The organism is Companilactobacillus keshanensis, assembly GCF_003946205.1.
Lineage (GTDB): Bacteria > Bacillota > Bacilli > Lactobacillales > Lactobacillaceae > Companilactobacillus > Companilactobacillus keshanensis.
The window spans coordinates 110,458-135,134 of record NZ_RHOS01000005.1; the positions used below are offsets into that span (position 1 = coordinate 110,458).

The following is a 24,677-nucleotide window of genomic DNA, read 5'->3' on the forward strand; positions in this document are numbered from 1 at the left end:
TTTTTCTTCATACAAAAAACGAGACCCCGGCTTAATGCCCAGTCTCGTTTTTTATTTGGTTACATAAAGATAAAAGTCTTTTGTAGTCAAATTAATATTGAAATTAACACCCTTAGAAGTGATTTGTTTCATTGTTGTCGTTCCACCATCAGCATCTTTGATCTGTTTTGAAAGATCCTTTAGAACTGCTTTACCATCAGCTCCCACTAATTGGGAAACCATTGCTAAATCAGTTGCAAAATTTTTCATACCGGTCTTAGATTTCATCGATTTATACGACAAATTCATCGCAATACCCATTAACTGATTATCCTGAACATTCAACACCAACTTAGTCCCACTGGCGGTTTTATGCTTCAAAATACCATTATTGTTGGCAATTAACTTTAATTGATCATTTTGCTTACCCAAAGTTAAGTTAGCGTAATTGTATTTTTGAGCAAAAGTTGTATAACCAGTCAAAGCCCTAGTTTTCTTTACTTTAACTATTTCGGTCTTCGACTTATCTCCTTTAGTCGCCTTTATCCTGACATTCTTGTCACGTGTAGCAACTGGAACAGAGATCGCAAAATTGCCATCATTTAGTTTCACATTCTTAGTCTTGCCACTGACAGTAGCTGTAACTTTATCAGCATCAGTTGCTTTACCCTTAACAACGGCTACTAAACCATCGGCCTTGTACGTATCCTTAGTAGTTTTCAAAGAAAGCTTTGAGCAACCTGTCAAAAGTAACAAGAATAACGGAACGATCACTAAAAATAAATATTTAATTTTTTTCATGAGAATTTTCCCCACTTATTAAAAAAAAGCCAAGCATAATTTACTTGGCTTTTAATTAAGCTTCTTTTTTAGTGTCAACTACTTGATCACCTTTATACATACCTGATGGTGATACATGATGACTTAAACGATATTCACCTGTAGCAACGTCAAATTGCATGTTTGGTGTATTCAACTTAATGTGTCCACGTCTTTGACGTTTTCTTTGTTTTGATGTTTTTCTCTTTGGAACAGCCATATTTAAAAACTCCTTTAATTTATATTAACTTAATCGAATCTAACGTTTAATATAATACTATCATAAAAACATTAGAGCAAGCAATATTCCTATTTTGTTTGTTTTTTTCCTTTATTTTCCTTTAATGCATCAACAATTTGGTTATCATTTGAAACTTTTAAATTAGAAAATTGCTTTTGTGCAGTTCGAGACAACTTCTTGTCATCCTTCTTATTACCACTATTTGATAATAACATAGTAATAATCGCTCCCAATAACAAAGTCACAATGATCAATACGATCAAAGGTAACTTAATTCGTGTAAAACCAAAGCTAATTGTCACAGGATCAACGTTTAAAATCGCAAAAATTACAACAACTAACGTAATTAATAAACCAATAACAAATCTTGCTTGCTTACTTTTCATACCTATCTCCCCTTACTTACGATTACCCAATGTACTTGCAAGTAAATCACCTACACTTGGTGCCAACTTGTAAAGAACGGCCGCCAATGCCATATATCTTGGACGGTTGATCTCACGTTTATTAGTATTGAATGAATTAACAATATCCCATGCTAATTTATTTGGATCAAGGACAAACAGTTTAACTGAATCTAAATAATTGCCACCATGATCGGCCACATCGAAGAAGTTTGTGGCTACAGGTCCAGGATTGACCGTTGTAACGTGTATTTTGAATGGTTTGAGTTCTAGTCTCAATCCATCTGAAAATGCAATAACAGCTGCTTTAGTTGCCGAATAGGCCGCTGATTTAGGCGTGGTGATTTTTCCAGCAACCGAACCAATATTAATAATGTGTCCGTTACCTTGTCCGATCATTTCGCCAGCAACTAATCTTGTCATTAGCATCAATCCTAAAACATTAACTCTAAACATCTTTTCAACTGTAGAAAAATCTGTATCGAGATAGTTGGAGAAATCCCCGAAACCAGCTGCATTGACCAAAATATCGATCTTATCAGTCAAACTATTGATCGTTGCAACGCTGTCAGAAATTTGCTTGGGATCTGACATATCAACACTTAAATACTCGTGACGAGCACTTTCAGCACCAACTCTAATACATTCATTCTTAACAGCCAATAATTTTTCTTCATTTCTTGCCAATAAAATAACATTAGCACCCAATTTAGCCGAGTTTATCGCCACATCTTTTCCAATTCCAGAAGATGCACCGGTAATGACAACAGTTTGATTTAGTAAATCAGTCATAATTATCCTCTCTTTTCCGTAAAAGGTACCTCATAGATATCAAAATCATTAACTACTCTAGTATTCTTAAAAATCTTTTGTGCTTCTTTTTGAAGTGTTAAAGCATTCTTACCTGTATACCTCGCCGAAATATGCGTCAATAACAGACCTTTGGCATTTGCTTTACTTGCTACTTCGGCTGCCTGTGTAGCCGTCGAATGGAAGTAATTATATGCCATCTTTTTATCAGAATTAGAAAATGTAGATTCATGCACGATAACATCAGCATCTTTCGAAAGAGTATCGATCTCAGGTGTATAGCGTGTATCAGAAATAACCGTAACTACTTTGCTAGGTTTATCTGGACCAATAAAATCTTTACCGTCCAAAGTTGTTCCATCTTCAAGTGTAACAACCTTTCCAGACTTCAACTGACCAAAAATTGGACCATTAGGAATATTATATTCTTTCAACTTGTCGACCTGTAATTCACCAATACGAGGTTTTTCAGTTACTCTATATCCAAAACAAGTCACACGATGTTTTAATTTTCCCGCGGTAACACTAAAAGTCTTATCGTTAAAGATTTCTCCGCCATTTTTTAATTCAATATATTTAATATGATAATTTGGTCTACTGCCAGTCACATTCAAAGATGTTTCAACAAAATCCCTGATACCAACTGGTCCGTATATTTCTAGAGGTGTCTGTCCACCTTGATTCGAACGACTGGACAACAGTCCAGGCAAACCAAAAATATGATCGCCATGCAGATGCGAGATAAATATTTTAGTGATTTTCCTCGGTCTGATAGCTGTTTTTAAAATTTGATGCTGCGTAGCTTCGCCAACATCAAAAAGCCAAACTTCATTTCTTTCATCAAGCATCTTTAAAGCAACACTTGATACGTTACGACTTTTAGATGGGACGCCAGCTCCTGTTCCTAAAAATTCTAATTCCATACAAAAATCCTATCTATTTTTTATCTAATTGTTTAAGTATCTGTTTTACAACAAATGATGAGTAATACATTGATCCATCAGGATTTGGGTGAACATTATCGTCATAGAACCAGTCAGTATGTCCATCAGAATAACCGTTCCAATCGATAATCGTCAGGTTCTTATATTTCTTACTTGATTCATCCAAGACACCGTTGACAGTCTTTTCCCATGGTCTCGTTGGTACATGGACATTGATCCAGAAGACATGTCTTTGTGGACCAACCAATCTCATAACTTGATCAACCTGATCATTATTGAAAGGTCCATTTGTTCCTAAACCTATTAATACATTTGGAGCCAAAACACCTTGATCTTTATACTTTTGCAAAATATCAAGACTTGAATCCAATTGACGACTTACGGCAGCATCAACGATTACTTTCTTATCATCAAATAGTTTCAAGAAATTATCTGATCCATCGGCCATAACTGAATCACCAACGGCAGTTAACGGAATATCCTTTAATCTTTGCAGATCAATTTGAGATAAACCGTACTTTTCAAAGTCTTTGTTTACCGGATGGTCTTTAGCAGCCTTCTTATATTTAGCTAAATCAGCTGCGCTTAATTTACCATTCTTATTCTTAGCCTTAGATTTTTTTAAGTTCTCAATAGCTTGTTGTTTCTTTTTCTTATTGTTCTTCTCATTCTTATTGATCTTAGTGGCCAATTGACTGTGATTTACATTAGGCTTTGGTGCCCCAACTGCTTGAACCACACCGTAACAACCAGTAATACTGATCACAGCTACAATAATCGCCAAAGCTCTTTGTAGAGTTGTTGACAATTTGAAGAAGTTTTTAATACTTTGCCAATTAGCATGTGCCAATGGTTGTTCAACAAATCTAAATGAGAATTCAGTTACTAAGAAAATCAAAACAACTTCAATAACTGGATAAAGAATTGGGTGATCCGCTACATTCTTGAATCGAGATTCAAAAAAGATCATTACTGGAAATTGATACAAGTATAGACCATAACTTCTGCTTCCAACATAGTGGAATAGTTTATTAGATAATACACGATTCCAAAAAGCATCCGGATGGGCCACAACAGCGATGAAGATACATGTAACAATTGAGAAAATAAACATTCCACCACGATACAAGAATGCTGACGAATCCTTCATCGTGAAGATCATCAAAATCATTAATACAATTGATAATCCTCCGATAAGATTCAACTTGATCTTGTCAGACTTAGCCAAGCCATTCCTGAGCTTTTCAGCTGGCCAGACAATAGCCAAACCACATCCCAAAAGAATCGAGAATAATCTCGTGTCAGTACCATAGTACAAACGACTAGGATCGACACCCGGTTTAAATAGAATTGCCATCCAAACAGCGGAAATCACTGATACAATCATTGCAAATCCGAATATCCTACTCTTTTTAACTCCGAATTTAATAAACAGCAACAATAACAAAGGCCAAATTATATAAAATTGACCTTCAATTGAAAGTGTCCATAAATGTGTGAATGGTGATTCATTATTAGCAAATCTTTCAAAATACGATTGCCCATTAAATATTTGCCACCAATTATAAACATTCAAAATATTAGTAATAAAAATCTGATCTAAATGATATAAGAGATCTTTCATGAAGAAGACTATATATGCACTAGACGCCAACAACACAAATAACATTCCTGGATATAGTCGCTTGATCCTTTTTCCATAAAAGTTTCCTAATGAAAACTTTCCACCATAATCAACGGTGTTAAAGAAATGATCAGTAATCAAATAACCAGAAATCAAGAAAAATATGGGTACCCCTAAGTACCCACCGGAAAAGACAGTTGGGTTCAAGTGATACATGATTACACCAACGACCCCTAATGTCCGTAATCCATCAAATCCACTGATAAATCTTCTTTTCGGTGCCTTATTCATTATTTTATAACCCCTAAATAAATTCAAAAGTAAAGTCGAGAATCGTCACTGAATCACCAGATTGTGCACCAGCTTTGATCAAGGCATCTTCAACACCCATTCCCTTAAGCATACGTGCAAATCTCATAATTCCATCTTGATGATCTAAATTACTTCTTTGAAGAAGTCTTTCAACTTCATCACCTTTAACAATAAAGCTATGCTCATCATCTTTATCTTTTTCAATGGTAAGACGATCTGCTTGTGATTCGTAATTATATTCTTTTGTTTCGTCTTCACTTTCAACATCAAAGTGAATTGGTTCTGCATTTTCTAAGACTGTACTTGTGTGATTCATCAATTCCTTGACCCCAGTATGTTGAATACTTGAGATTGGAAAAATATCAGCATCATCAGACAAATGGCTTTTAAACTCTTTCAATCTTTCGTCAGCCCCAGGTACATCAAGCTTTGTAGGTACAATAACTTCTGGACGTTTCAAAATATTGTCGTCATATTTAGCCAGTTCATTTCTGATCGATAAATAATCTTCATACGGATCTCTACCATTTTCTGGATCCATATCAACTAAATGTAGGATTACTCTAGTTCTTTCAACGTGTCTCAAGAATTGAATACCCAAACCAACACCATTTGAAGCTCCTTCAATCAATCCCGGCAAATCAGCAATAACGAAATCTAGTCCATTATCCAATTTAACCATTCCTAAATTAGGAGACAAAGTTGTAAAATGATAAGCCGCAATTTTAGGCTTGGCAGAAGTCGCTACAGATAATAAGGTAGATTTTCCAACTGAAGGAAACCCAACTAACCCCACATCAGCAATTAATTTCAATTCCAAACGTAAATGTAATTCTTGACCAGGTTCACCATTTTCGGCAATTTCTGGTGCTCGATTCTTGGAATTAGCAAAATGAATATTGCCTCGACCACCTGAACCACCTTTTGCAATAATTAATTCTTGTTCATGCTCTACTAAATCACCAATTAATCTACCAGTATCTTCGTCATATACTGAAGTACCTGCTGGCACGACAATATAAACTGGATCGGCCTTTCGACCATACATACCTTTGATCTGGCCGTTTTGACCAGCCTCAGCCTTAAAAATACGCTTATATCTGAAATCCATCAGCGTATTCATTCCTTCATTGGCTTTTAAAATGATGTCTCCACCACGTCCGCCGTCTCCACCAGCTGGACCACCTAAAGGTACATATTTTTCGTGACGAAATGAAACAGCTCCGTCGCCACCTTTACCGGATCTAACGGTGATTTTAACGTTATCTACAAACATTAAAATCCCCCTTTCTAAACATAATTATCATTTTTAAATTTTAGCACAAAAACGGGTTTCATAATACTTTGAATAAAAGAAACCTTTTGAAAACTAATAATTCATTCTAAACATTCGTGATACTTTTTGAAAGAAAATGAACGTTTTTGGTTGATTTTGATCGAATTTGGTTGTAATATATTTTTCGAAGGAGAATGAAAGTGCTTACTGAAGAAAGACAACAGATTATATTACAACAATTAAAAATACATAATATCGTTAAGTTACACGACCTGATTTCTTTAACTGGAGCATCAGCGTCAACTTTACGAAGAGACTTAAAAGATCTTGAGAGTTGCCACAAGTTATTGAGGATTCATGGTGGTGCTCAAAATGTTATTTCATTACATGAGGAACCCGCTCTTTCCCAAAAAGCAACAATTAATTTAGATGGTAAAAAAGCTATCGGTAAGGCCGCAGCAAATTTAGTTCAAAATGATGAGGTCATCTTTTTAGATTCAGGGACAACGATTCAGTTCATGATTCCCTATTTAATAGAACATAAGAATTTGCTAGTGGTCACTAACAGTGTTGATAATGCATCAATGCTGGCCGACTACAACATCGATACATTCCTACCAGGTGGACGACTAAAATCTGCCACTAAGGCCTTAGTCGGCTCAACCATGATTCAGACATTAGAATCCTACCACTTTGATAGAGCTTTTATCGGTGCAAATGGTTTCTCGGTCGATTCTGGCTGTACAACACCTGATCCGGAAGAATCGATGATCAAGAAATTAGCAATTGAACAATCTAATTTAGCTTTTGTTCTCTCAGACAGTTCCAAATACTGCCAAGTCAGTTTTAGTAAATTCGCTGATTTGAAAGATATCACGCTGATAACCAGTGGATTATCTGATAAAGAATTGGAATTATTAAATAAAAAAACCAGAGTTATGGAGGTTAATTAATTGATTTATACTATTACAGCCAATCCATCCATTGACTACGTATTACAATTAACAACTCTTACACCTGGCGAGGTTAATCGTACTGTTAGTGACGTTAAACTTCCTGGTGGTAAGGGTATCAATGTTTCAAGAATCTTAAAGGAACTTCAGATTGACTCAACCGCACTTGGATTCGTAGGTGGGGCTACTGGAAAAATGTTTGAAAATTTGCTTTCAAAGCATGATCTTAAAACATCTTTTACAAATGTCTCAGAAGATACCAGAATCAATGTCAAAGTCAATGCTGTTGAACAAGATGAAGAAACAGAAATCAACGGTACTGGTCCAGCAATTTCAAAACAAGAACAAACTGATTTTATCAGTCAGTTGAAAAAAGTTGGTACTGGTGACGTTGTTATAATGTCGGGTAGTTTGCCAAAGAAAATTGCTGAAACATTTTACTTAGATATTGCTGAGATGATTCAAAAACAAGGTGCTGACTTTGTTATCGATACTACTGGACAAGCATTGCTGGACACACTACCACTTAATCCACTAGTCGTTAAACCAAATCATCATGAATTAGCCGAATTATTCGATGTAACCTTCAAGAATGATCAAGATATTATCGATAATGCCAGAAAATTACTTGATAAGGGAGCAAAACATGTCCTAGTCTCAATGGCTGGGGATGGTGCCCTACTCGTTACTAAAGAACATGCCTACCACGCTAATGTACCAAAGGGAACTGTTATCAACTCTGTTGGTGCCGGTGATTCAATGATTGCCGGTTTCGTTGGAACATTTATGAAAACTGATGATGCTATTGAAAGCTTCCATATGGGGGCCGCTTGCGGATCCGCTACAGCTTTCAGTCAAGATATTGCTATTAAAACAAAAATTGATGAAGTGTACCAAAACATTTCCATTAAAGAGTTAAGTTAAGGGGGGAATTTCCTAATGGACCTAAAGCAATTATTACTAAAAGACGCTATGATCATGGATTTAAAGGCTGATACTAAGGAAGAAGCCATCGAGGAAATGGTCGATAAGTATTATCAAGTTGGTGTCATTAATGATAAAGACCTATATAAATCAGATATTTTAAAACGTGAAGCTCAAACAAGTACTGGTATTGGTGATGGGATCGCCATGCCACATGCCCGTGACAAAGCCGTTCAACGTGCAACTGTACTATTTGCTAAAAGTAGTAAAGGAATTGATTACAAGTCACTTGACGGTCAGCCAGCCTACTTGTTCTTCATGATTGCTGCACCAGATGGTGCTGATAATCTTCACTTACAAGCATTGGCCGCCCTATCATCACTTTTGATCAACCCAGAACTTGTTGCTAACTTGAAGAAGGCCACAACGGCTGATGAAGTTCAAAACTTGTTTAATGAAGCTATGAAGGCTAAAGAAGCCAAAGACAAGGCCGATGAGGAAAAACAAAAAGCTAAAGAAGCCGAAATTGAAGCATCCGCTAATTCTGAGAATAAGGATGAAAAGCCATATATCGTTGCAGTTACAGCCTGTCCTACTGGTATTGCCCACACGTACATGGCCGAAGCCGCTCTTAAAGAACAGGCTGAAAAAATGGGTGTCGACATCAAAGTCGAAACAAACGGTTCCGAAGGTGTTAAACATAAGTTAACTGCCAACGAAATCAATCGTGCCACCGGTGTTATTATTGCCGCTGATAAAAAAGTTGATATGCCAAGATTTGATGGTAAACATTTAGTAAACCGTCCTGTCAGCGATGGTATTAACAAAGCTGAAGAACTTATCAATCTTGCCGTTGAACAAAAAGCACCAGTCTTCCATTCCGAAGGCGGAGCTGTTGAGGAAGAAGAAAGTACAGAAAAGAGATCTCTTTGGTCAAAAATCTATGCTGATTTAATGAATGGTATTTCAAATATGTTGCCATTCGTTGTCGGTGGTGGTATTTTAATGGCCATTTCTTTCTTATTGGAAAACTCCGTTGGTGCTCATTCACAATGGTTCTTATTCTTCAATAACGTTGGTAACTATGCCTTTAGTTTCTTGATTCCAGTTCTAGCCGCATATATTGCCGTTTCAATTGGTGATCGTCCTGCATTACTACCTGGTTTTGTTGGTGGTTATATGGCATCTCAAGCCACTGCCTCAGTCATCTCATCAAAAAGTCCTGCCGGATTCATTGGTGGTCTACTTGCCGGTTTTATCGCCGGATGGACAGTCGTTTACTTAAAGAAGGCTCTCAAGAACCTTCCTAAGTCACTTGATGGGTTAAAACCCATCTTGCTTTACCCAGTTCTAAGTTTGTTGATCGTCGGGGCTATCATGTACTTCGCAGTCGATCCAGTCTTCGCTGTTGTTAACCACGGTATTACTTCATTCCTAGAAACAATGGGTACAGGTAATGCTGTTGTCTTAGGTGCCTTACTAGGTGGTATGATGTCGATCGATATGGGTGGTCCTTTCAACAAGGCCGCTTATACATTCGCTATTGGTACATTTACTGCTACACAAAATGGTGCTTTGATGGCTGCCGTTATGGTTGGTGGTATGATTCCACCTCTAGCAATCGCCATTGCCACAACATTCTGGAAAAACAAGTTTACTGAACAAGAAAGACAAGCTGGTTTATCTAACTATGTCTTAGGTATCTCATTCATTACAGAAGGTGCTATTCCTTTTGCCGCCGGAGATCCACTACACGTTATCGTATCAAGTGTTATCGGTTCTGCAATTGGTGGTGGTTTAACACAGTTATGGCATGTTAACGTCCCTGCCCCTCATGGTGGTATTTTCGTTACACCTTTAGCTAATAAACCATTAATGTACTTACTAGCAGTTATCATCGGATCAATTATTTCTGGTGTTATCTATGGTATTTGGAAACCCGCTAAAAAGAAAGCCTAATAATTAAATAAAGGTCGTCCTCAATTAGAGAACGACCTTTTTGTATTTAGAAAAGAATCCAGATATACTTAACCACAGGAGGTTAAATTTATGAAAGAAAAACAAGTATTTCATATCAACGGTTATATTGGTTTAATTTTAGCTATTTTATTTATTGTTAGTGGTGGTTGGTTTCTATTGAATGGTACACAAACTGCCAGTTCTGCAAGCTTTGTATTTGGTGCCTTATTAATTCTGATTGCAATTTTTGGTGCCAGTTCATTGACCGTTATCGGACCTAATCAGGCAAAAGTATTGACCTTCTTTGGAAAATACATTGGAACCATCCGTGACGCCGGACTATTTATGACCGTACCTCTGACTGGAAAAACTTCAATTTCACTTAGAGTTCGTAATTTTAATAGCGCTATTTTAAAGGTTAACGACCTGCGTGGTAATCCGGTTGAAATTGCTGCGGTTATCGTATTTAAAGTCGTTGATACAAGTATGGCCTTATTCGCAGTCGATAATTATGAGCAATTTGTTGAGATTCAAAGTGAGTCTGCTGTTCGTCATATTGCCTCAGAATATCCATATGATACTTTCGATAATAGTACGCAACCACTGACATTGCGTAGTAATCCAACCGAGGTTTCTGATCGTTTAACCCAAGAATTACAAGATCGTTTAAATGTAGCCGGAGTAGAAATTGTTGAAACTCGTCTGACACATTTAGCCTATGCAACTGAAATTGCTAGCGCTATGCTTCAAAGACAACAGTCTACTGCCATTTTATCAGCACGAAAAGTTATTGTTGAAGGTGCCGTTTCCATTACTGAAGAAACCATTCAGCGTTTGGAAGATGATACTGGCATGCAACTATCTGACGATAAGAAATTACAATTGATCAATAATATGATGGTAACAATTATCTCTGAGCGTGGTTCGCAACCTATTATTAATACATCTGATGTTAAATGATTTTAAAAAAATGCCTCCAAAATCTAATGACTTTGAAGGCATTTTTTAAATCCACTTATCTAATAATTTCTTTTCAGATGCATATTGATAAATTAAGAATAACGACGCACCAATAAAAATTCCAACTCCATTTGAAACAACGTCGCTGATGTCACTAGTACGGTTAATCAAGAATACATGTGATAGACCATATTGCAATGTCTCAATTGTTGTTCCTATTATCAATCCTACTGGAATTATATCGAATAATGATATTTCAGAAAGATACTCTTTAATTAAGAATCCTAACGGAATGGTCAAAATAATATTCTCAATAAAACCTAGATCGTAGTAAATTTGATGTAAGTTTACTGATCCAACTCCGGCTGGCATGACATACACTGATCTACCATCAAATGACATCGGGGTAAACAAAATGACACCAATAAAAGTTAAATATCCTAGACTAAATAAAGCCATCCTACGTTTATCAAATTCCTCAACATTAGTCAGAATATAAACGGCCATCAAAAATGAAACACTAAAAATTACGAAAAAAGGTATCCAACGCATTAACAACACTCCTCTTTAAAATTTGCTTTTAAACAATTTGATTTTTATTTAATTGATACTCTTACCTTACTATCAAATAGTTTAAGCAAACTTAAAAAAATGTGACGATATTATGATGGAAATAACTCTAATCGATGAATACGTCTTATTACTTTATACACTGACAGCTATTGAAAATCATTCAAATGGCAAAAAGGTTTATGACTAGTAATCTTTAGTCATAAACCTTTTTTATTTATCCCTTACGATACTTATTATGAAAATCAGTACTGGCCAAAGTAATCTTAATAGTCTGAGCAGTAGTTTTAGAAATGCCTAAATCCGTCATATCTTCAATTGAAGCGTCTTTCATCTTCTTAACTGAACCAAATTTTTTCAATAATTTAGTTCTAGTCTTAGGACCAACGCCTTGAATACCATCCAAACGAGATGACAGGGCATTCTTACTTCTAGTTTTACGATGAAACGTAATTGCAAATCTATGAACTTCATCCTGAACGCGTTGTAACAGGTAAAATCCTTGGCTTTTACGATCTAACATAACTTCTTCGCCATCTTCACCAACAATCAAATGAGAAGTATTATGGTGATCGTCTTTGACCATACCCGCAACCGGAATATGAATGCCTAATTCATTTTCTAAAACATCCATTACGGCTCGTAATTCAATAATTCCACCATCCATTAAAATAAGATCAGGAAGATTATCTTTTTCTTTGATCAATCTAGAATACCGACGATAAATAACTTCTCTAGTATTCGCGGCCTCATCAGCACCTGATTGATGTTCAACTTCACCTTTTATTTTATACTTACGATAACCGCTCTTTTCAGGTCGGCCATCTTGGAACATAACCATGGCCGAAACTGGACTAGTTCCCTGAATATGTGAGTGGTCAAACGATTCGATCACATGACCGTATGGCAAATCTAACGCATCAAAAATTTGTTTTTGAGCACCATAAGTTTGGCGATTATCTAACTCCATCAAGCGAAATTTTTCTTGCAGAACCAACTTAGAATTTTCGTGAGCCATATCCATTAAATCTTTCTTTTGACCACGTTGCGGCGTTCTGAATGGAACATCCAGAACTTGTGACAAAGTATCTTTATCCAAATTGCTTGGAACTAATATCTCTCGCGGCATAACCTGATTACGACGATTATAAAATTGTAAAATAAACGTCGAAAGTTCTTCTTCTGGAGTATTTATACAGGCAAAAACACGTTTCTCACGCTTCATTAACCTTGCTTGTCTAATAAAGAAGATCTGAATTGAGATCCAACCTTTTTCAACATAATAGTTGAAGATATCACGTGGTGTACTGTCATTTGAAATGATCTTTTGCTTTTCAACAGTTGCTTCAATATACTGAATTTGATCACGTAATTCAGCTGCACGTTCGTACTCTTCTTTTTTGGCGGCCAACATCATTCGACCATTTAAACTACGCTTAATTTCAGCAACATTCCCGCCCAAGAAACTCTTTATCTTATCAATTTGAGCATCATATTCTGACTTAGGGACTTCTTGAAAACATGCCCCTAGACACTGTCCCATATGATAATAAAGGCAAGGACGTCCTAAGTGTCCTTGACAGCGTCTTAAAGGGTATACTTTTTGAAGAAAGTTCAGAGTATTCTGAGCCGCGTAAACATTTGGATAAGGCCCAAAATAATATCCTCCGTCTTTTTTTACTAAACCGGTAATTTCCATTTTTGGATCACGTTCGTTGGTTATTTTAATATAAGGATATCCCGTACCACGTTTTAGCTTAATATTATAATAAGGTTGATGTTTTTGAATCAACGTTATTTCTAATAAAAAAGCTTCCTTATCATTTGAAGTAATAATCGTCTCAAAATCGCGGATCTCTGAAACTAATCTAGCGGTTTTGCCCTCGTGAGAACTCTTAAAGTAGGAACGAACACGATTTCTTAAGTTCTTGGCTTTACCAACATAAATAATCTTTGAATTGACATCTTTCATTAAATAACAACCCGGTTTAGGTGGTAACAGACTTAGTTTGTGCTCAAGATATTCTGTAGCCAAAAGATTATCCCTCCTCATATTTATTGTTTAATTAACTTTATATACGCTCTTTATATTTTAAACTATTAAAAAAAGGTTGCAACAATTTGAGTTTTCTATCTGATGGTTCTATAATGTAATTAAAGATAAAAGAAATAACTAACTGAAAGGGGCTGATTCCGATGGGCTTAACAGTGAAACGCGAAAATGATTTTGGCAGTTTATTTGATAAACTTGCCTCACTTCCCGATGATGTAAAAGAAAATGTTAAACGCGTTGAATCTGCGGATAAAAAATCTTCCAAGGATGAAGATTCCAAAGATCAAAAGTAATGATAACTTCTCATATTTTCTACCCTTCTGCTTTAGAAGAGTGATTGCCATTTATATTTACTGTCCGTTACAAATATAAAACCCTTTTGATAAAAAAATAACAGGACTCACCGTTTGGTGGGTTCTGTTATTTTTTTAGATCAACATATGCGGCCTCAATAACTGGACGAGATGTCTCTCGACCGCGTCCGGTCTCATATTGTTCCGGTTTTGAAACTTTTCCATAAAATCTTACTTCTGTACCAACAGAGAATCTGTTTGCGTTATCGGTCTTGCTGTAATCAAAATTGAGCTTGATGATGTTTGATTGATCCTTCCCATTCAAAACCACCAGCATATAACTACTGTTACTATTAAAAACAACTTTCTCGACTGTACCATATTGATATACTTTAGTTCCCGTATATAATTGTGGATTTTCGTATAGGTTTTGAAACGAAACATAATTATAATCTTTACGTTTAACTACACGATTAAAATTTACAGCATCAGTTGTATTGTATTTCATTGAAATAATGGAACCGCCACTAATGAGCGTTATGAGTGAAATTCCCAATACCACCCGCTTAAACATTTAATTCCCCCTGACCTGAAAACTTTATCAGATGTCCTTTTTTATTACAACCAAGAAAAAATTATCAAAATTACAAATCACTACATTCAATTTATAATTATCCTGCAGCAATTGCTCTAACTTTGATAACATCATCGTGATTAGATAGGTCTTCTATAACCGTCACGTAATTGGACTTCCTAGGAAGTTTAACTTCGTAAACATTGGTATATAGATACTCTCCATCAATTTTATTTGCTCTAAAAACAACATTACTTATAGCAATATTTTTATTTTGGAAATAATCTAAAATGAATTTCTTTGTTGCTACTTTATTTCTATATTCAATTTCAATACTTTTTACTGCACTAACTCGGACTATTTGTTTTAAGAAAGCCACGACGCCGAATACCACGACAAAACTGGCACTAGCAATCACGTAGTCACCCATACCAACAGCAATACCCATACAAGCAACTACCCACAAACTAGCGGCCGTCGTCAATCCTTTGATTGAATGATGTTCAACAATGATTGTACCAGCACCAAGAAATCCGATACCACTGACTACTTGAGCAATAAGTCTGGCTTCATCCGTCCTGATTACTCCTTTATATTGTGGATATTGTGCGGCTACTCTCAATGCATTAAACCCAATTTCTTTTTGAATCAAAGCTACGATACAAGCACCTAAACAGACCAGAATATGGGTTCTAATACCCGCTGGTCTATTTTTGTGTTCGCGATCCCAACCAATAACTCCTGATATAGCAGTGGCAATAATCAATCTAACTATTATAGTAATTGAACTCAACTGCACACTAATTCCCCCTCATAAAAAAAGAGCTTGAAACAATAGTTTCTGACTCTTATTCAATACTATTCAAAAGAAAAGTTGCCCAATATGGAATTGCCTGACTTAACTGTGAATATGTTCGATCAAATTTATGATCATACCACGGATCTTGAATAGCTTGATTGCCTTCAAATTCCAAGGCCAAATGAATCTTATCCTGGCAGTCGATCGACATATCATCTAAATCAATTATATTCTGATGGTCCATCCCGATTATTAAATCCGCTTCGGAAAAGTCGATTTTTGAAATTTTCTGTGAATGATGTTCCACAATTTTTACATGATGCTTGTTCAATTCAGCAATGGCACCAGGATGAATTGGATTTCCAGCTTCATAATCCTCAGTTGCCCTTGATGAAACCATCAAATTAGCATCTAAACCATGTTCAGATATATACTCACGCATCATCATTTCTGCCATCGGTGACCGACAAATGTTTCCTAAACAAACAAAAACAATTCTTTTCATTTATTCTTCCCCGATTACTCTATCAAACCTAGACGACGCTTAACATCCTCTAATTGTTGTTCTAAAACGGGATCACGACGATTTAAAATGTCTAACGTACTTGCCTTAGTAGGTTCAGTTGAAGTTTTTCTTGGTTTATTAAGAGAAGTCTTAGCTTCATATTTTCTGACCCAAGCTGCTACTTGTTGATAAGAAATATCATATTTAGCACCGGTTTCTTTATAACCATAATTATTTTCGATTGCATACTTCGCAATTTCAATTTGTTGTTCTTTATTATATTTCATCGTATAACTGAATACTCCTAGTAACTTAGTAACAAAATTATACCATATTACAACCTAATTCCTGAAATGGAGCCACATATGGCATCAAAGTCAAAAAAAAGGCATAAAAAAATGGCAGCTCAGGGAGGAACTACCATTCAGGGTAATAACAGATTATCAGACTGTTATAAACATGAAATTATCAAGGAAGAGGAAACAGGGATTTCCTCTTCAATGAGTAATATATCATAACGTATCTATATATATAAGTATAGATTCTATATATCGGTAAATAATCGCATTATTATACCTCACAACACCGCGTCAGAGTAGTGGTGGTGAGACTTTTTCAATATTTTGCTATATTTTGCTATTTTCAATATTTTGTTGTAAAAAAAAAGTCGAATTGCTTCGACTTCCCCAGAAACAGCTGCTCTTAAGAACTATCCCAATAGATTGTCTGTTTCTGTAAAGATAATTTGTTGGATCAAAGTCGACTATTTGACACTAAATTATCTGTCACCGAATAGTCGGATTAATCCTTACATACTATTGGCATCTATAATTATATATCACTCTCAGTAGACACGTATACCACAAAAAATTCATAGTATTTTATAGAAATATTAATTTTTAATTGAAAAGCCTTCGAAAATACTAATTAATTTTTCAAAAATTGATCCTTTAATTGTTCCCCGACGATAAACTAACATTATATAGAATTGAGGTAACTCCAGTTTATCAAATTTCAATTCTTGGATCCCTGATGAAGACCTAATGGCAGTTTCAGTTATAAAACTGATTCCTTTATTTTCCTTAACTAAATCCAAAAGTAGTTTATAATCGCTAGTTTGAAAAATTATTCTAGGCGAAACATTGTATTTATCAATAAAGTTATTAAAAACCTGTTGATGGACGGATTTTTCATCCAATATAATAAAATCTTCATCTATTAAATCTGTCAATTTCAAATTGGTCTTAAACTTACGATTTTCACTGGCAATTATCTTAAATTGATGTGTATCCAACAATTTATATTCTAAATCTGGATCATCAGGCAAATTTGTCGATCCTAATAGTGATAAATCAATGTCACCATTTTTCAGTTTATCCAGTAATTCCTTAGAACCATCTACCACGGGAATAATCCTATTCAAATAATCAAACTGCTTTAATTCGTCAAATATTTTGGGAATCAGATAATTCGTAATTATTGGTGGCAAGCCCATTTTAATTTGTTTTTGCTTGATTCTATCAAGATCCGTCTTAACTAGATAATCCTCACGTAATATTTTATTTATATGTTGTAACAATTGCTCGCCAGCAAAAGTCAGTGATAATGAATTAGCATAACTTTTTCTTTCCACCAATTTAGTATCATATTCTGTTTCCAATCTTTTTAGAGCATAGGTTATCGTTGGTTGACTGACCTTAAAAAAATGAGCTGTCTCCGAAAAGCTCTTCATATCACTTAATTTTTGAAAATACCTGAAATCATTCAAGTTCATGATTATCACCTATAAATATTTTTTATCAATTGTAACATATTTGACTATATTTTTTATATGGGTTTATAGTATGTCACGAAAGTTATTTCAGGAGGCAAACTTATGACATACACAGGTTTAGATTTACTAAATAATCCCTTTTTAAATAAGGGAACTGCTTTTACAAAAGAAGAAAGAAAGACAAATAGAATTGAAGGTCTACTACCTCCATTCGTTCAGACACTTGACCAACAAGTTGCTCAAGCTTATGAACAATATGGTACAAAACCAACCCCATTAGCAAAACGCATGTATTTGATGGATCTTTTCAACGAAAATCGTACATTGTTCTACAAATTGTTCAGTGAACATGTTTATGATTTCATGCCCGTTGTTTACGATCCAACTATTGCTGATACGATCGAAAATTACAGCCACTTTTTCTTAGATCCACAAAATGCCGCATTCTTATCAATTGATGATCAAGATGATATGGAATCTGCATTGAAAAACGCTACCGGTGATCGTGATATTAAATTGATTGTTGTTACTGATGGTGAAGGAATTCTTGGAATTGGGGATTGGGGTCTACAAGGTGTAGATATTTCAGTTGGTAAATTAATGGTTTATACAGCTGCCGCTGGAGTTGATCCCAAGTCAGTTCTACCAGTTGTACTGGATGCTGGTACAAACAACAAAGAACTATTAAATGATGATTTATATCTTGGTAACCATCATGAACGTGTTACAGGCGATAATTACTATGCATTCGTTGACAAATTTGTTGCCCTTGCAGAAGACCTATTTCCTGATATGTATCTTCACTTTGAAGACTTTGGCCGTGACAATGCTGCCAATATCTTGAATAAATATAAAGATCAGATTCTAACATTTAACGATGATATTCAAGGAACCGGTATTATTACTCTTGCTGGTATCTTAGGTGCTTTGAATATTTCTAAAGAAAAATTCACTGATCAAGTTTACATGTCATTTGGCGCTGGTACTGCTGGTGCTGGTATTGCTAAACGTATCTTTGACGCTATGGTCGAAGAAGGTTTATCTGAAGAAGAAGCTAAGAAACACTTCTACTTGGTTGATAAACAGGGCCTATTATTTGACGATACCAAAGATCTAACACCTGAACAAAAGCCATTTACAAGAAGCCGTAGTGAATTTGCTAATGCAGACGAACTAACGAATCTTGAGGCTGCTGTTAAGGCTGTCCACCCTACTATTCTTGTTGGTACATCAACACAACCTGGTACATTCACAGAATCTATCATCAAGGAAATGGCTGCTCATACTGCACGTCCTATTATTTTCCCATTATCAAACCCTACAAAACTTGCCGAGGCAAAGGCTGAGGATCTTTTGAAGTGGACTGATGGTAAAGCTCTAGTTGCTACTGGTATTCCAGTTGAACCAGTTGAAATGAACGGCGTTAAATATGTTATTGGACAGGCTAACAACGCTCTTGTATATCCTGGACTTGGTCTTGGTGCAATGGCCGTTAATGCTAAATTACTTAGTGATGGCATGATCAATAAAGCTGCTCATTCACTTGGTGGAATCGTTGATCCAACAGAAGCTGGTGCCGCAGTATTACCTCCAGTTTCAAAACTAGATGAATTTAGTATGACAGTTGCTATGGGCGTTGCTCAACAAGCAATTGAAGAGAAATTAACTGATGTTAAAGATGCTAAAAAAGCCATTGATGACATCAAGTGGGAACCAAAATATTAATTTTAGGATTTAAGTTATAAGAGAAGGGGAATTATCTCATGGAAGCATTCATTACCTCACTAGAAAGTGTTGCTGAAATTGTAATCGTTATCGCTCTTGGCTACTGGTTAAGAAGTTCAGGTCGTCTAGGTGACGAATTTAAGGGAAATATCTCATTTATTATTATGAAGATTGCCCTACCAGCATCTATTTTCGTTTCAGTATTAAAATATTTAACACGTGACAAATTAGCTAGTCTTTCAGGCGGTTTAGTTTTTGCCTTTGCCAGTTTTGCCTGCAGTTATTTACTAGCCTGGATACTTACTAAAGTATTCCGTATTAGAAAAGGTCGTCGTGGTACATTCATCAACATGTTTGCCAATGCTAATACCATATTCATTGGTCTACCACTAAATATGGCACTATTTGGAACAAAGAGTTTGCCTTATTTCCTTGTTTACTATGTTATGAATACTATTTCAACTTGGGCCATCGGTGTCTTCTTTATCTCAAGTGATGATCCAACTGTTGAAAAAGGCACTAAGAAAGACTTTAACTGGAAGAAACTGTTACCTGCTCCACTTGTTGGTTTCTTAGTTTCACTAGTATTCCTACTATTAGCTATCCCTGTTCCCTTATGGATCGATAAGACTTTAGACATGGTAGGTGGTATCGTTACTCCTATGTCTCTTATCTACATTGGTATTATCTTGGCCGATGCCGGTCTTAAATCAATTGGCTTTGACCGTGATACCATACTTGCTCTACTTGGAAGATTTGTCTTTGCTCCAGCAATTATGATTGGTTTCGTAATGCTTGGTAGCTCATTAGGTCATCCAATGCCCACTTTGGAAAGCAACACATTGATCATTCAAGCGGCCGCTCCAGGGCTGGCTGTTCTACCTATCTTGGTGGGACAATCACACGGTGATGTTGAATACGCAACTAACGTAGTTACAACTTCAACTGTTTTGTTCGTAGTAGTTGTTCCAATCTTGATGCAGATTGTTAATTTCATCTAATTAACCATTCAAAGTAATTCTCTCCGATTCATTCATATAAAATAAAGCTCATACAAATTTGTATGAGCTTTTTTGTTACTTCTATAAATATATCTTATGTAACTATAAATTTAGCTTGGCTTGACAACGTTAAAATTAAGAATCAAACTTCTTGATGAAGTGACAACTATTTGGAGGTAAATTTATGACATTATTAAATACAAGTTTTAAAACAAATTATCTGCACACATATTTCAAAACAACCATCGTGATCCCAGACACTGGTAAAACTAACTATAAGGCAGTCTGGCTACTACATGGTTATACCGCTGACGATACTACCTGGATGCGAAACGTCAATATTGAACAATTGGCCAGCAAATATGATCTGGCTATTATCATGCCTGAAGGTAGAAATGCTTTTTATACTGATTCTGACTTTATTCCTTATTACAGTTTCTTTATTAAAGAACTCATACCAAAGATTCAAGATCTTCTACCTATCTCCTCAAAATCCGAAGATAATTACATTTCCGGTGTAAGTATGGGTGGTTACGGTGCTTTGAAATTTGGCTTAGAAAATCCTGATAAATTCAGTCGTATTGCGGCAATGTCCCCAGTTGCTGACATTGAACACTTTAGAAACAATTCTAAGAGCCCAATGCCAATCAATACTTTTGACACAATCTTTGACTCCCCTGAAAAGCTGTATGACAATCAATTAGCAAATATTTTAAAAAATATTGATTCAAATGATCAAAAAATTCTTCATTTATGTGGCGATGCTGATTTTATGCATGAAGATAATATCGTCTTAAAAAATCAATTGACTGACAAATTTAAAGCAAATTACACCTGGATGCCAGTATCAGGGGATCATTCTTGGACTACTTGGAGTACAAACATTGATCAAGTTTTGGATCGCTTTACTAAATAATTTTTAAAAGTTGTGCGATTGGACTTTAAAATATAGATTTATTATCATTAATACTAGTTAAAATAATCGAGGTATAACGTATGACATTAATAAATCTTAGCTATCGCACAAATTATCTACATACTTATTTTAAGACAACGGCCGTTGTTCCAGACACTGGAAAATCAGAATACAAAGCGGTTTGGTTATTACATGGATACACCGGTGACGATTCAGCCTGGATCAGACACGCCAATATTGAAGAAATTGCCAGAAAACATGACTGGGCTATTATTATGCCAGAGGCCAGAAATGCCTTTTACAGTGATTCTAACTTCATACCCTACTACAGTTTCTTCATTAATGAATACATACCTAAGATTCAATCTCTACTACCTATATCGACCGACGCTTCTGACAATTATATTGCCGGATCTAGCATGGGTGGATATGGAGCCTTAAAGATTGCCTTTAAGAATCCTGACAAATTTAGTAAAGTTGCGGGATTATCTCCAATCGTCGACATTGAAAAGTTCCGAAATAATCCTAAATCACCAATGGAAAAGAAAACTTTTGATACAATTTTCGACAGTCCTAAAAAAATTGCTGATAATCAGTTGGTAAATATCTTCAATCGAGAACATCCGCAACTAAAAGTTCTAACGATTTGTGGAGATGACGACTATATGCATGAGGATAACATCATGTTCAAAAACTTCTTAGGTGTCCATCTCAAAGATAGTTTCACCTATATGGCCGTTGACGGCGACCATTCATGGAACACTTGGGTTGGCAATATTGATAACGTAATGAATTGGTTCGAAAAATAAAAAAGCGGCTTTGCATAATTATATGCAGAGCCGTTTTTTTTAAGCTTTATCTATTTTAGAATGCTTAAAAACATGTGTTCTGATCCAAGGAATTACCCAGAAATCCAAACCAATTTTACCAGCATTGAAACCGGCAAAGATAATAAACATTTCTAAGAAAATATATTCAGGATTAACTGAAATAGCACCAGCTAACATGTATGAGAAGTTCATCAACATAGCAAAGAATGTAGCTGCAGTTGTTAAACAACCAAAGATAAGTCCTAAACCGACCAAGAATTCACCCCAGGCAACCATAAAACTGATTGCACCAGAATTGGGAAGTACCATGTGTTGGACCATGCCATTAAACCATGGATACAACACATTTCCTTCTGGTCCCTTAACCGGATTCTTAATGACTCCCATCAACATCCCTGAAGCCGAAAAACCACTAGTAATTTTACCAAAACCAGAAATGGCCCACTCAAAACCTAAATACACCCTGATAATGGCTAAAATAATAGAAGCATACTTATTATTACGCAAAAATTTTACCATTTGTCTCATCTCCCAATTTGATAACAAAATGTATAATACTCTTTTGAATGTTTATTCACAAACATTTTGTTTTAAATATGGAATATTTTTTATAACAGTCTGACATATTACAATAGAGAATAAAAAATCAATTGGATATCTGTCCAAATGATTTTTAAACTACTTCTGATAATATCAAATTAATCAAGAACAATATTGAAACTGTTAAGACAACGGGATTAATATCTTCACTTTTATTAGCAAAAATCTTTACCAACGGATATGAGATAAACCCAAATTGCAATCCAGTTGAAATACTCCCTGTTAATGGGATCAAAGTAATAATCAAGAATGCGTGAATCCAATCATCTAATTCACGCATATCAATGCTCGAAAGATCCTTCATCATAAGGGCTCCAGTAATGATAATAACCGGCGCAATGGCAGATTGTGGGATCATCACTATAAATGGTGCGACAACTACGGATACTCCAAATAAGATCCCCGTTACTAATGACGTAATACCAGAACGACCTCCACATCAAAAATAAACAGATCAAAATACCCAAAAATGCCATGATCAGACAACCTATCAATGAAGAAAAAGCTGTAGCAAAAAATGTCACTTCAACTGACATCCCAGCATCTTTTAAAATCATCAGAGTAACAATCAAAATCCTGGAATATTCATCAGAAAGAAGATTTTAATTTATGAAAATCAAAGCTGCTGTTGTTGATAAAGTAAACGATCCATTCATTATAAAAGATGATGTTGAACTGACTGATATGCAAAACAACGGACTACAAGTAAAAATTGTTGCATCAAGTATCTGCCACTCTGATGAACGTAAAGGTGATGCTGGATTCAACTTACCTGCCATCTTGGGACATGATAGTTCAGGTATCGTCGAAAAAGTCGGTAATAACGTTCACAACTTTGAAGTTGGTGACCATACCATCATGTCATTCTACTCATGTGCAGAATGTGATAATTGTCTCAAAGGAATTCCAACCCAATGTCGTAAATATGCTGCCTCAAACTTGTTTGGTACACGCCCAGATGGCAGGTGATCACTTCACAGAGAATGCAATCATATCAGTGATATGTTCATTCACAACTCATACTGTAATTAATAAGAGAAATGCTGGTAAGGTCTCAGGCTGTACACACGTTATCGCTGTTGATACTACTGGAGTTGCCAAAGTTATGACAGATTAATTGCTGCCCTAGCAAAAGGTGGTACAACTGCTACTATCGCCGTTACACCACATAATATTGATATCAGTACATGGAACGATCTATGTGTTGACGAAAAAAAGTTGTCGGTGTAACCCACGAGTGACTCCATCCCTCAAGCAGACATCCCTCGCCTACTAGAATTTTATAAGATGGGGGTCTTCCCATTTGATCTTACTGAAAAGTTCTATGACTTCGACCAAATCAATGAAGCGATGCTGACTCAGTCAGTAGTAAAACTATCAAACCTAAAAGATTACAAACCAGAAAATTGTATATAGTATTTAAGAGTTCATCAATCGATTGGGCTCTTTTTTTGTTTAACAATATGACAAACGTCATAGCAATACATGACATTGCTTACTATTTTGAATTAGATAAATAAATTAAACTTATCTTATCAAATCAAGGAGGTAACAAATCATGACATCTATAGTCACAGTCGAACACCTCAATAAAAACTATGGTAAAAAAGAAATTCTGCATAACATTAATTTTAATGTCAATAAAAACCAAATAATCGCCTTAATCGGAGAAAACGGCGCTGGTAAAACCACTCTGATAAATATTCTATTGGATTTGATTTCGTATAATTCTGGAACAGTTAATATTTTAGATAATGGTAGATTGTAAAATTAATCCGAACGCTGTTCGGACAAAAAAGATCAGCTTCCTTTAAAATGGTGTTTACCACAAA

At 35.5% G+C, this 24,677-nt stretch carries 29 protein-coding genes and 1 pseudogene; 14 read left to right on the forward strand and 16 right to left on the reverse strand.

Annotated features, from left to right (window positions below):
* Positions 1-51: 51 nt before the first annotated feature.
* The 7 genes from EKM64_RS04545 to obgE all read right to left on the reverse strand — a co-directional run bounded on the left by EKM64_RS04545 (position 52) and on the right by obgE (position 6,415).
* Positions 52-780: a hypothetical protein gene (locus EKM64_RS04545; protein WP_125676043.1), complete on the reverse strand. Its 729-nt coding sequence runs from the start codon at positions 778-780 to the stop codon at positions 52-54.
* Between the two features lie 55 nt (positions 781-835).
* A complete protein-coding gene (gene rpmF / locus EKM64_RS04550) occupies positions 836-1,018 on the reverse strand; it encodes a 50S ribosomal protein L32 (RefSeq protein WP_057764109.1) in 183 nt (60 codons plus the stop codon).
* A gap of 89 nt (positions 1,019-1,107) precedes the next feature.
* Positions 1,108-1,425 (reverse strand): LapA family protein, encoded by a 318-nt coding sequence (locus EKM64_RS04555; RefSeq protein ID WP_125676045.1) that lies wholly within the window; start codon positions 1,423-1,425, stop codon positions 1,108-1,110.
* 12 nt (positions 1,426-1,437) lie between these two features.
* Positions 1,438-2,235: an SDR family NAD(P)-dependent oxidoreductase gene (locus tag EKM64_RS04560; RefSeq protein ID WP_125676047.1), complete on the reverse strand. Its 798-nt coding sequence runs from the start codon at positions 2,233-2,235 to the stop codon at positions 1,438-1,440.
* 2 nt (positions 2,236-2,237) lie between these two features.
* Entirely contained in the window at positions 2,238-3,176 is a 939-nt protein-coding gene (rnz, locus tag EKM64_RS04565) for a ribonuclease Z (protein WP_125676049.1), read from the reverse strand.
* A 13-nt stretch (positions 3,177-3,189) separates the two neighbouring features.
* Complete coding sequence (locus tag EKM64_RS04570; protein WP_125676051.1) at positions 3,190-5,112, reverse strand: acyltransferase family protein; 1,923 nt, start codon at positions 5,110-5,112, stop codon at positions 3,190-3,192.
* Positions 5,113-5,125: 13 nt separating this feature from the next.
* Complete coding sequence (gene obgE / locus EKM64_RS04575) at positions 5,126-6,415, reverse strand: GTPase ObgE (protein ID WP_191988518.1); 1,290 nt, start codon at positions 6,413-6,415, stop codon at positions 5,126-5,128.
* Positions 6,416-6,609: 194 nt separating this feature from the next.
* Between obgE and EKM64_RS04580 the strand changes: the two genes are divergently transcribed.
* The 4 genes from EKM64_RS04580 (at position 6,610) to EKM64_RS04595 (ending at position 11,205) form a co-directional block, all read left to right on the forward strand.
* Positions 6,610-7,362 (forward strand): DeoR/GlpR family DNA-binding transcription regulator, encoded by a 753-nt coding sequence (locus EKM64_RS04580; RefSeq protein ID WP_125676055.1) that lies wholly within the window; start codon positions 6,610-6,612, stop codon positions 7,360-7,362.
* Positions 7,363-8,286, forward strand: a complete 924-nt coding sequence (gene pfkB, locus EKM64_RS04585; protein WP_125676057.1) for a 1-phosphofructokinase — start codon at positions 7,363-7,365, stop codon at positions 8,284-8,286.
* A gap of 15 nt (positions 8,287-8,301) precedes the next feature.
* Positions 8,302-10,245, forward strand: coding sequence for a PTS fructose transporter subunit IIABC (locus EKM64_RS04590; RefSeq protein ID WP_125676059.1), 1,944 nt, complete (start codon positions 8,302-8,304; stop codon positions 10,243-10,245).
* A 90-nt stretch (positions 10,246-10,335) separates the two neighbouring features.
* Complete coding sequence (locus EKM64_RS04595) at positions 10,336-11,205, forward strand: SPFH domain-containing protein (protein WP_125676061.1); 870 nt, start codon at positions 10,336-10,338, stop codon at positions 11,203-11,205.
* Positions 11,206-11,250: 45 nt separating this feature from the next.
* Here EKM64_RS04595 and EKM64_RS04600 read toward each other — a convergent pair whose 3' ends face one another.
* Both EKM64_RS04600 and uvrC read right to left on the reverse strand, forming a co-directional pair.
* Positions 11,251-11,757: a VanZ family protein gene (locus EKM64_RS04600; RefSeq protein WP_125676063.1), complete on the reverse strand. Its 507-nt coding sequence runs from the start codon at positions 11,755-11,757 to the stop codon at positions 11,251-11,253.
* A gap of 235 nt (positions 11,758-11,992) precedes the next feature.
* Entirely contained in the window at positions 11,993-13,810 is a 1,818-nt protein-coding gene (uvrC, locus tag EKM64_RS04605) for an excinuclease ABC subunit UvrC (RefSeq protein WP_125676065.1), read from the reverse strand.
* A gap of 161 nt (positions 13,811-13,971) precedes the next feature.
* Between uvrC and EKM64_RS11375 the strand changes: the two genes are divergently transcribed.
* A complete protein-coding gene (locus EKM64_RS11375; protein ID WP_164505297.1) occupies positions 13,972-14,121 on the forward strand; it encodes an SPJ_0845 family protein in 150 nt (49 codons plus the stop codon).
* A 127-nt stretch (positions 14,122-14,248) separates the two neighbouring features.
* Here the strand turns inward: EKM64_RS11375 and EKM64_RS04610 are convergent, their stop codons facing one another.
* The 4 genes from EKM64_RS04610 to EKM64_RS04625 all read right to left on the reverse strand — a co-directional run bounded on the left by EKM64_RS04610 (position 14,249) and on the right by EKM64_RS04625 (position 16,286).
* Positions 14,249-14,695, reverse strand: coding sequence for a hypothetical protein (locus tag EKM64_RS04610; protein WP_125676067.1), 447 nt, complete (start codon positions 14,693-14,695; stop codon positions 14,249-14,251).
* Positions 14,696-14,792: 97 nt separating this feature from the next.
* Entirely contained in the window at positions 14,793-15,500 is a 708-nt protein-coding gene (locus EKM64_RS04615; RefSeq protein WP_125676069.1) for an MgtC/SapB family protein, read from the reverse strand.
* 43 nt (positions 15,501-15,543) lie between these two features.
* Positions 15,544-15,999: a low molecular weight protein-tyrosine-phosphatase gene (locus EKM64_RS04620; RefSeq protein WP_125676071.1), complete on the reverse strand. Its 456-nt coding sequence runs from the start codon at positions 15,997-15,999 to the stop codon at positions 15,544-15,546.
* Between the two features lie 14 nt (positions 16,000-16,013).
* Positions 16,014-16,286 (reverse strand): helix-turn-helix domain-containing protein, encoded by a 273-nt coding sequence (locus tag EKM64_RS04625; RefSeq protein WP_125676073.1) that lies wholly within the window; start codon positions 16,284-16,286, stop codon positions 16,014-16,016.
* Between the two features lie 78 nt (positions 16,287-16,364).
* On the opposite strand from EKM64_RS04625, the gene EKM64_RS11380 reads away from it, so the two are divergent.
* Positions 16,365-16,517, forward strand: coding sequence for a hypothetical protein (locus EKM64_RS11380; RefSeq protein ID WP_164505298.1), 153 nt, complete (start codon positions 16,365-16,367; stop codon positions 16,515-16,517).
* Between the two features lie 374 nt (positions 16,518-16,891).
* Here the strand turns inward: EKM64_RS11380 and EKM64_RS04630 are convergent, their stop codons facing one another.
* Positions 16,892-17,773, reverse strand: coding sequence for a LysR family transcriptional regulator (locus EKM64_RS04630; protein WP_125676075.1), 882 nt, complete (start codon positions 17,771-17,773; stop codon positions 16,892-16,894).
* Positions 17,774-17,875: 102 nt separating this feature from the next.
* Here EKM64_RS04630 and EKM64_RS04635 point away from each other — a divergent pair, with 102 nt between their 5' ends.
* The 4 genes from EKM64_RS04635 to EKM64_RS04650 all read left to right on the forward strand — a co-directional run bounded on the left by EKM64_RS04635 (position 17,876) and on the right by EKM64_RS04650 (position 22,224).
* Positions 17,876-19,498: a malolactic enzyme gene (locus EKM64_RS04635; protein WP_125676077.1), complete on the forward strand. Its 1,623-nt coding sequence runs from the start codon at positions 17,876-17,878 to the stop codon at positions 19,496-19,498.
* 38 nt (positions 19,499-19,536) lie between these two features.
* Positions 19,537-20,499 carry an AEC family transporter gene (locus EKM64_RS04640; RefSeq protein ID WP_125676079.1) on the forward strand — a complete coding sequence of 321 codons (963 nt, stop codon included), beginning with the start codon at positions 19,537-19,539 and terminating at the stop codon, positions 20,497-20,499.
* A gap of 184 nt (positions 20,500-20,683) precedes the next feature.
* A complete protein-coding gene (locus EKM64_RS04645) occupies positions 20,684-21,415 on the forward strand; it encodes an alpha/beta hydrolase (RefSeq protein ID WP_125676081.1) in 732 nt (243 codons plus the stop codon).
* A gap of 80 nt (positions 21,416-21,495) precedes the next feature.
* Positions 21,496-22,224 carry an alpha/beta hydrolase gene (locus tag EKM64_RS04650; protein WP_125676083.1) on the forward strand — a complete coding sequence of 243 codons (729 nt, stop codon included), beginning with the start codon at positions 21,496-21,498 and terminating at the stop codon, positions 22,222-22,224.
* Positions 22,225-22,263: 39 nt separating this feature from the next.
* Here EKM64_RS04650 and EKM64_RS04655 read toward each other — a convergent pair whose 3' ends face one another.
* Both EKM64_RS04655 and EKM64_RS04660 read right to left on the reverse strand, forming a co-directional pair.
* Positions 22,264-22,764, reverse strand: a complete 501-nt coding sequence (locus EKM64_RS04655) for a DoxX family protein (RefSeq protein WP_125676085.1) — start codon at positions 22,762-22,764, stop codon at positions 22,264-22,266.
* Between the two features lie 154 nt (positions 22,765-22,918).
* On the reverse strand, positions 22,919-23,149 hold the full coding sequence (locus EKM64_RS04660; RefSeq protein WP_318530737.1) for a hypothetical protein: 231 nt from the start codon (positions 23,147-23,149) through the stop codon (positions 22,919-22,921).
* Between the two features lie 16 nt (positions 23,150-23,165).
* On the opposite strand from EKM64_RS04660, the gene EKM64_RS11705 reads away from it, so the two are divergent.
* The 4 genes and pseudogenes from EKM64_RS11705 to EKM64_RS04670 all read left to right on the forward strand — a co-directional run bounded on the left by EKM64_RS11705 (position 23,166) and on the right by EKM64_RS04670 (position 24,613).
* A complete protein-coding gene (locus EKM64_RS11705; RefSeq protein ID WP_318530738.1) occupies positions 23,166-23,294 on the forward strand; it encodes a hypothetical protein in 129 nt (42 codons plus the stop codon).
* 25 nt (positions 23,295-23,319) lie between these two features.
* Entirely contained in the window at positions 23,320-23,451 is a 132-nt protein-coding gene (locus EKM64_RS11635) for a hypothetical protein (RefSeq protein ID WP_263852828.1), read from the forward strand.
* 3 nt (positions 23,452-23,454) lie between these two features.
* Positions 23,455-24,230 (forward strand): annotated as a pseudogene (locus tag EKM64_RS04665) (alcohol dehydrogenase catalytic domain-containing protein); the annotation flags it as partial.
* Positions 24,231-24,403: 173 nt separating this feature from the next.
* A complete protein-coding gene (locus tag EKM64_RS04670) occupies positions 24,404-24,613 on the forward strand; it encodes an ATP-binding cassette domain-containing protein (RefSeq protein ID WP_125676089.1) in 210 nt (69 codons plus the stop codon).
* Positions 24,614-24,677: the final 64 nt, after the last annotated feature.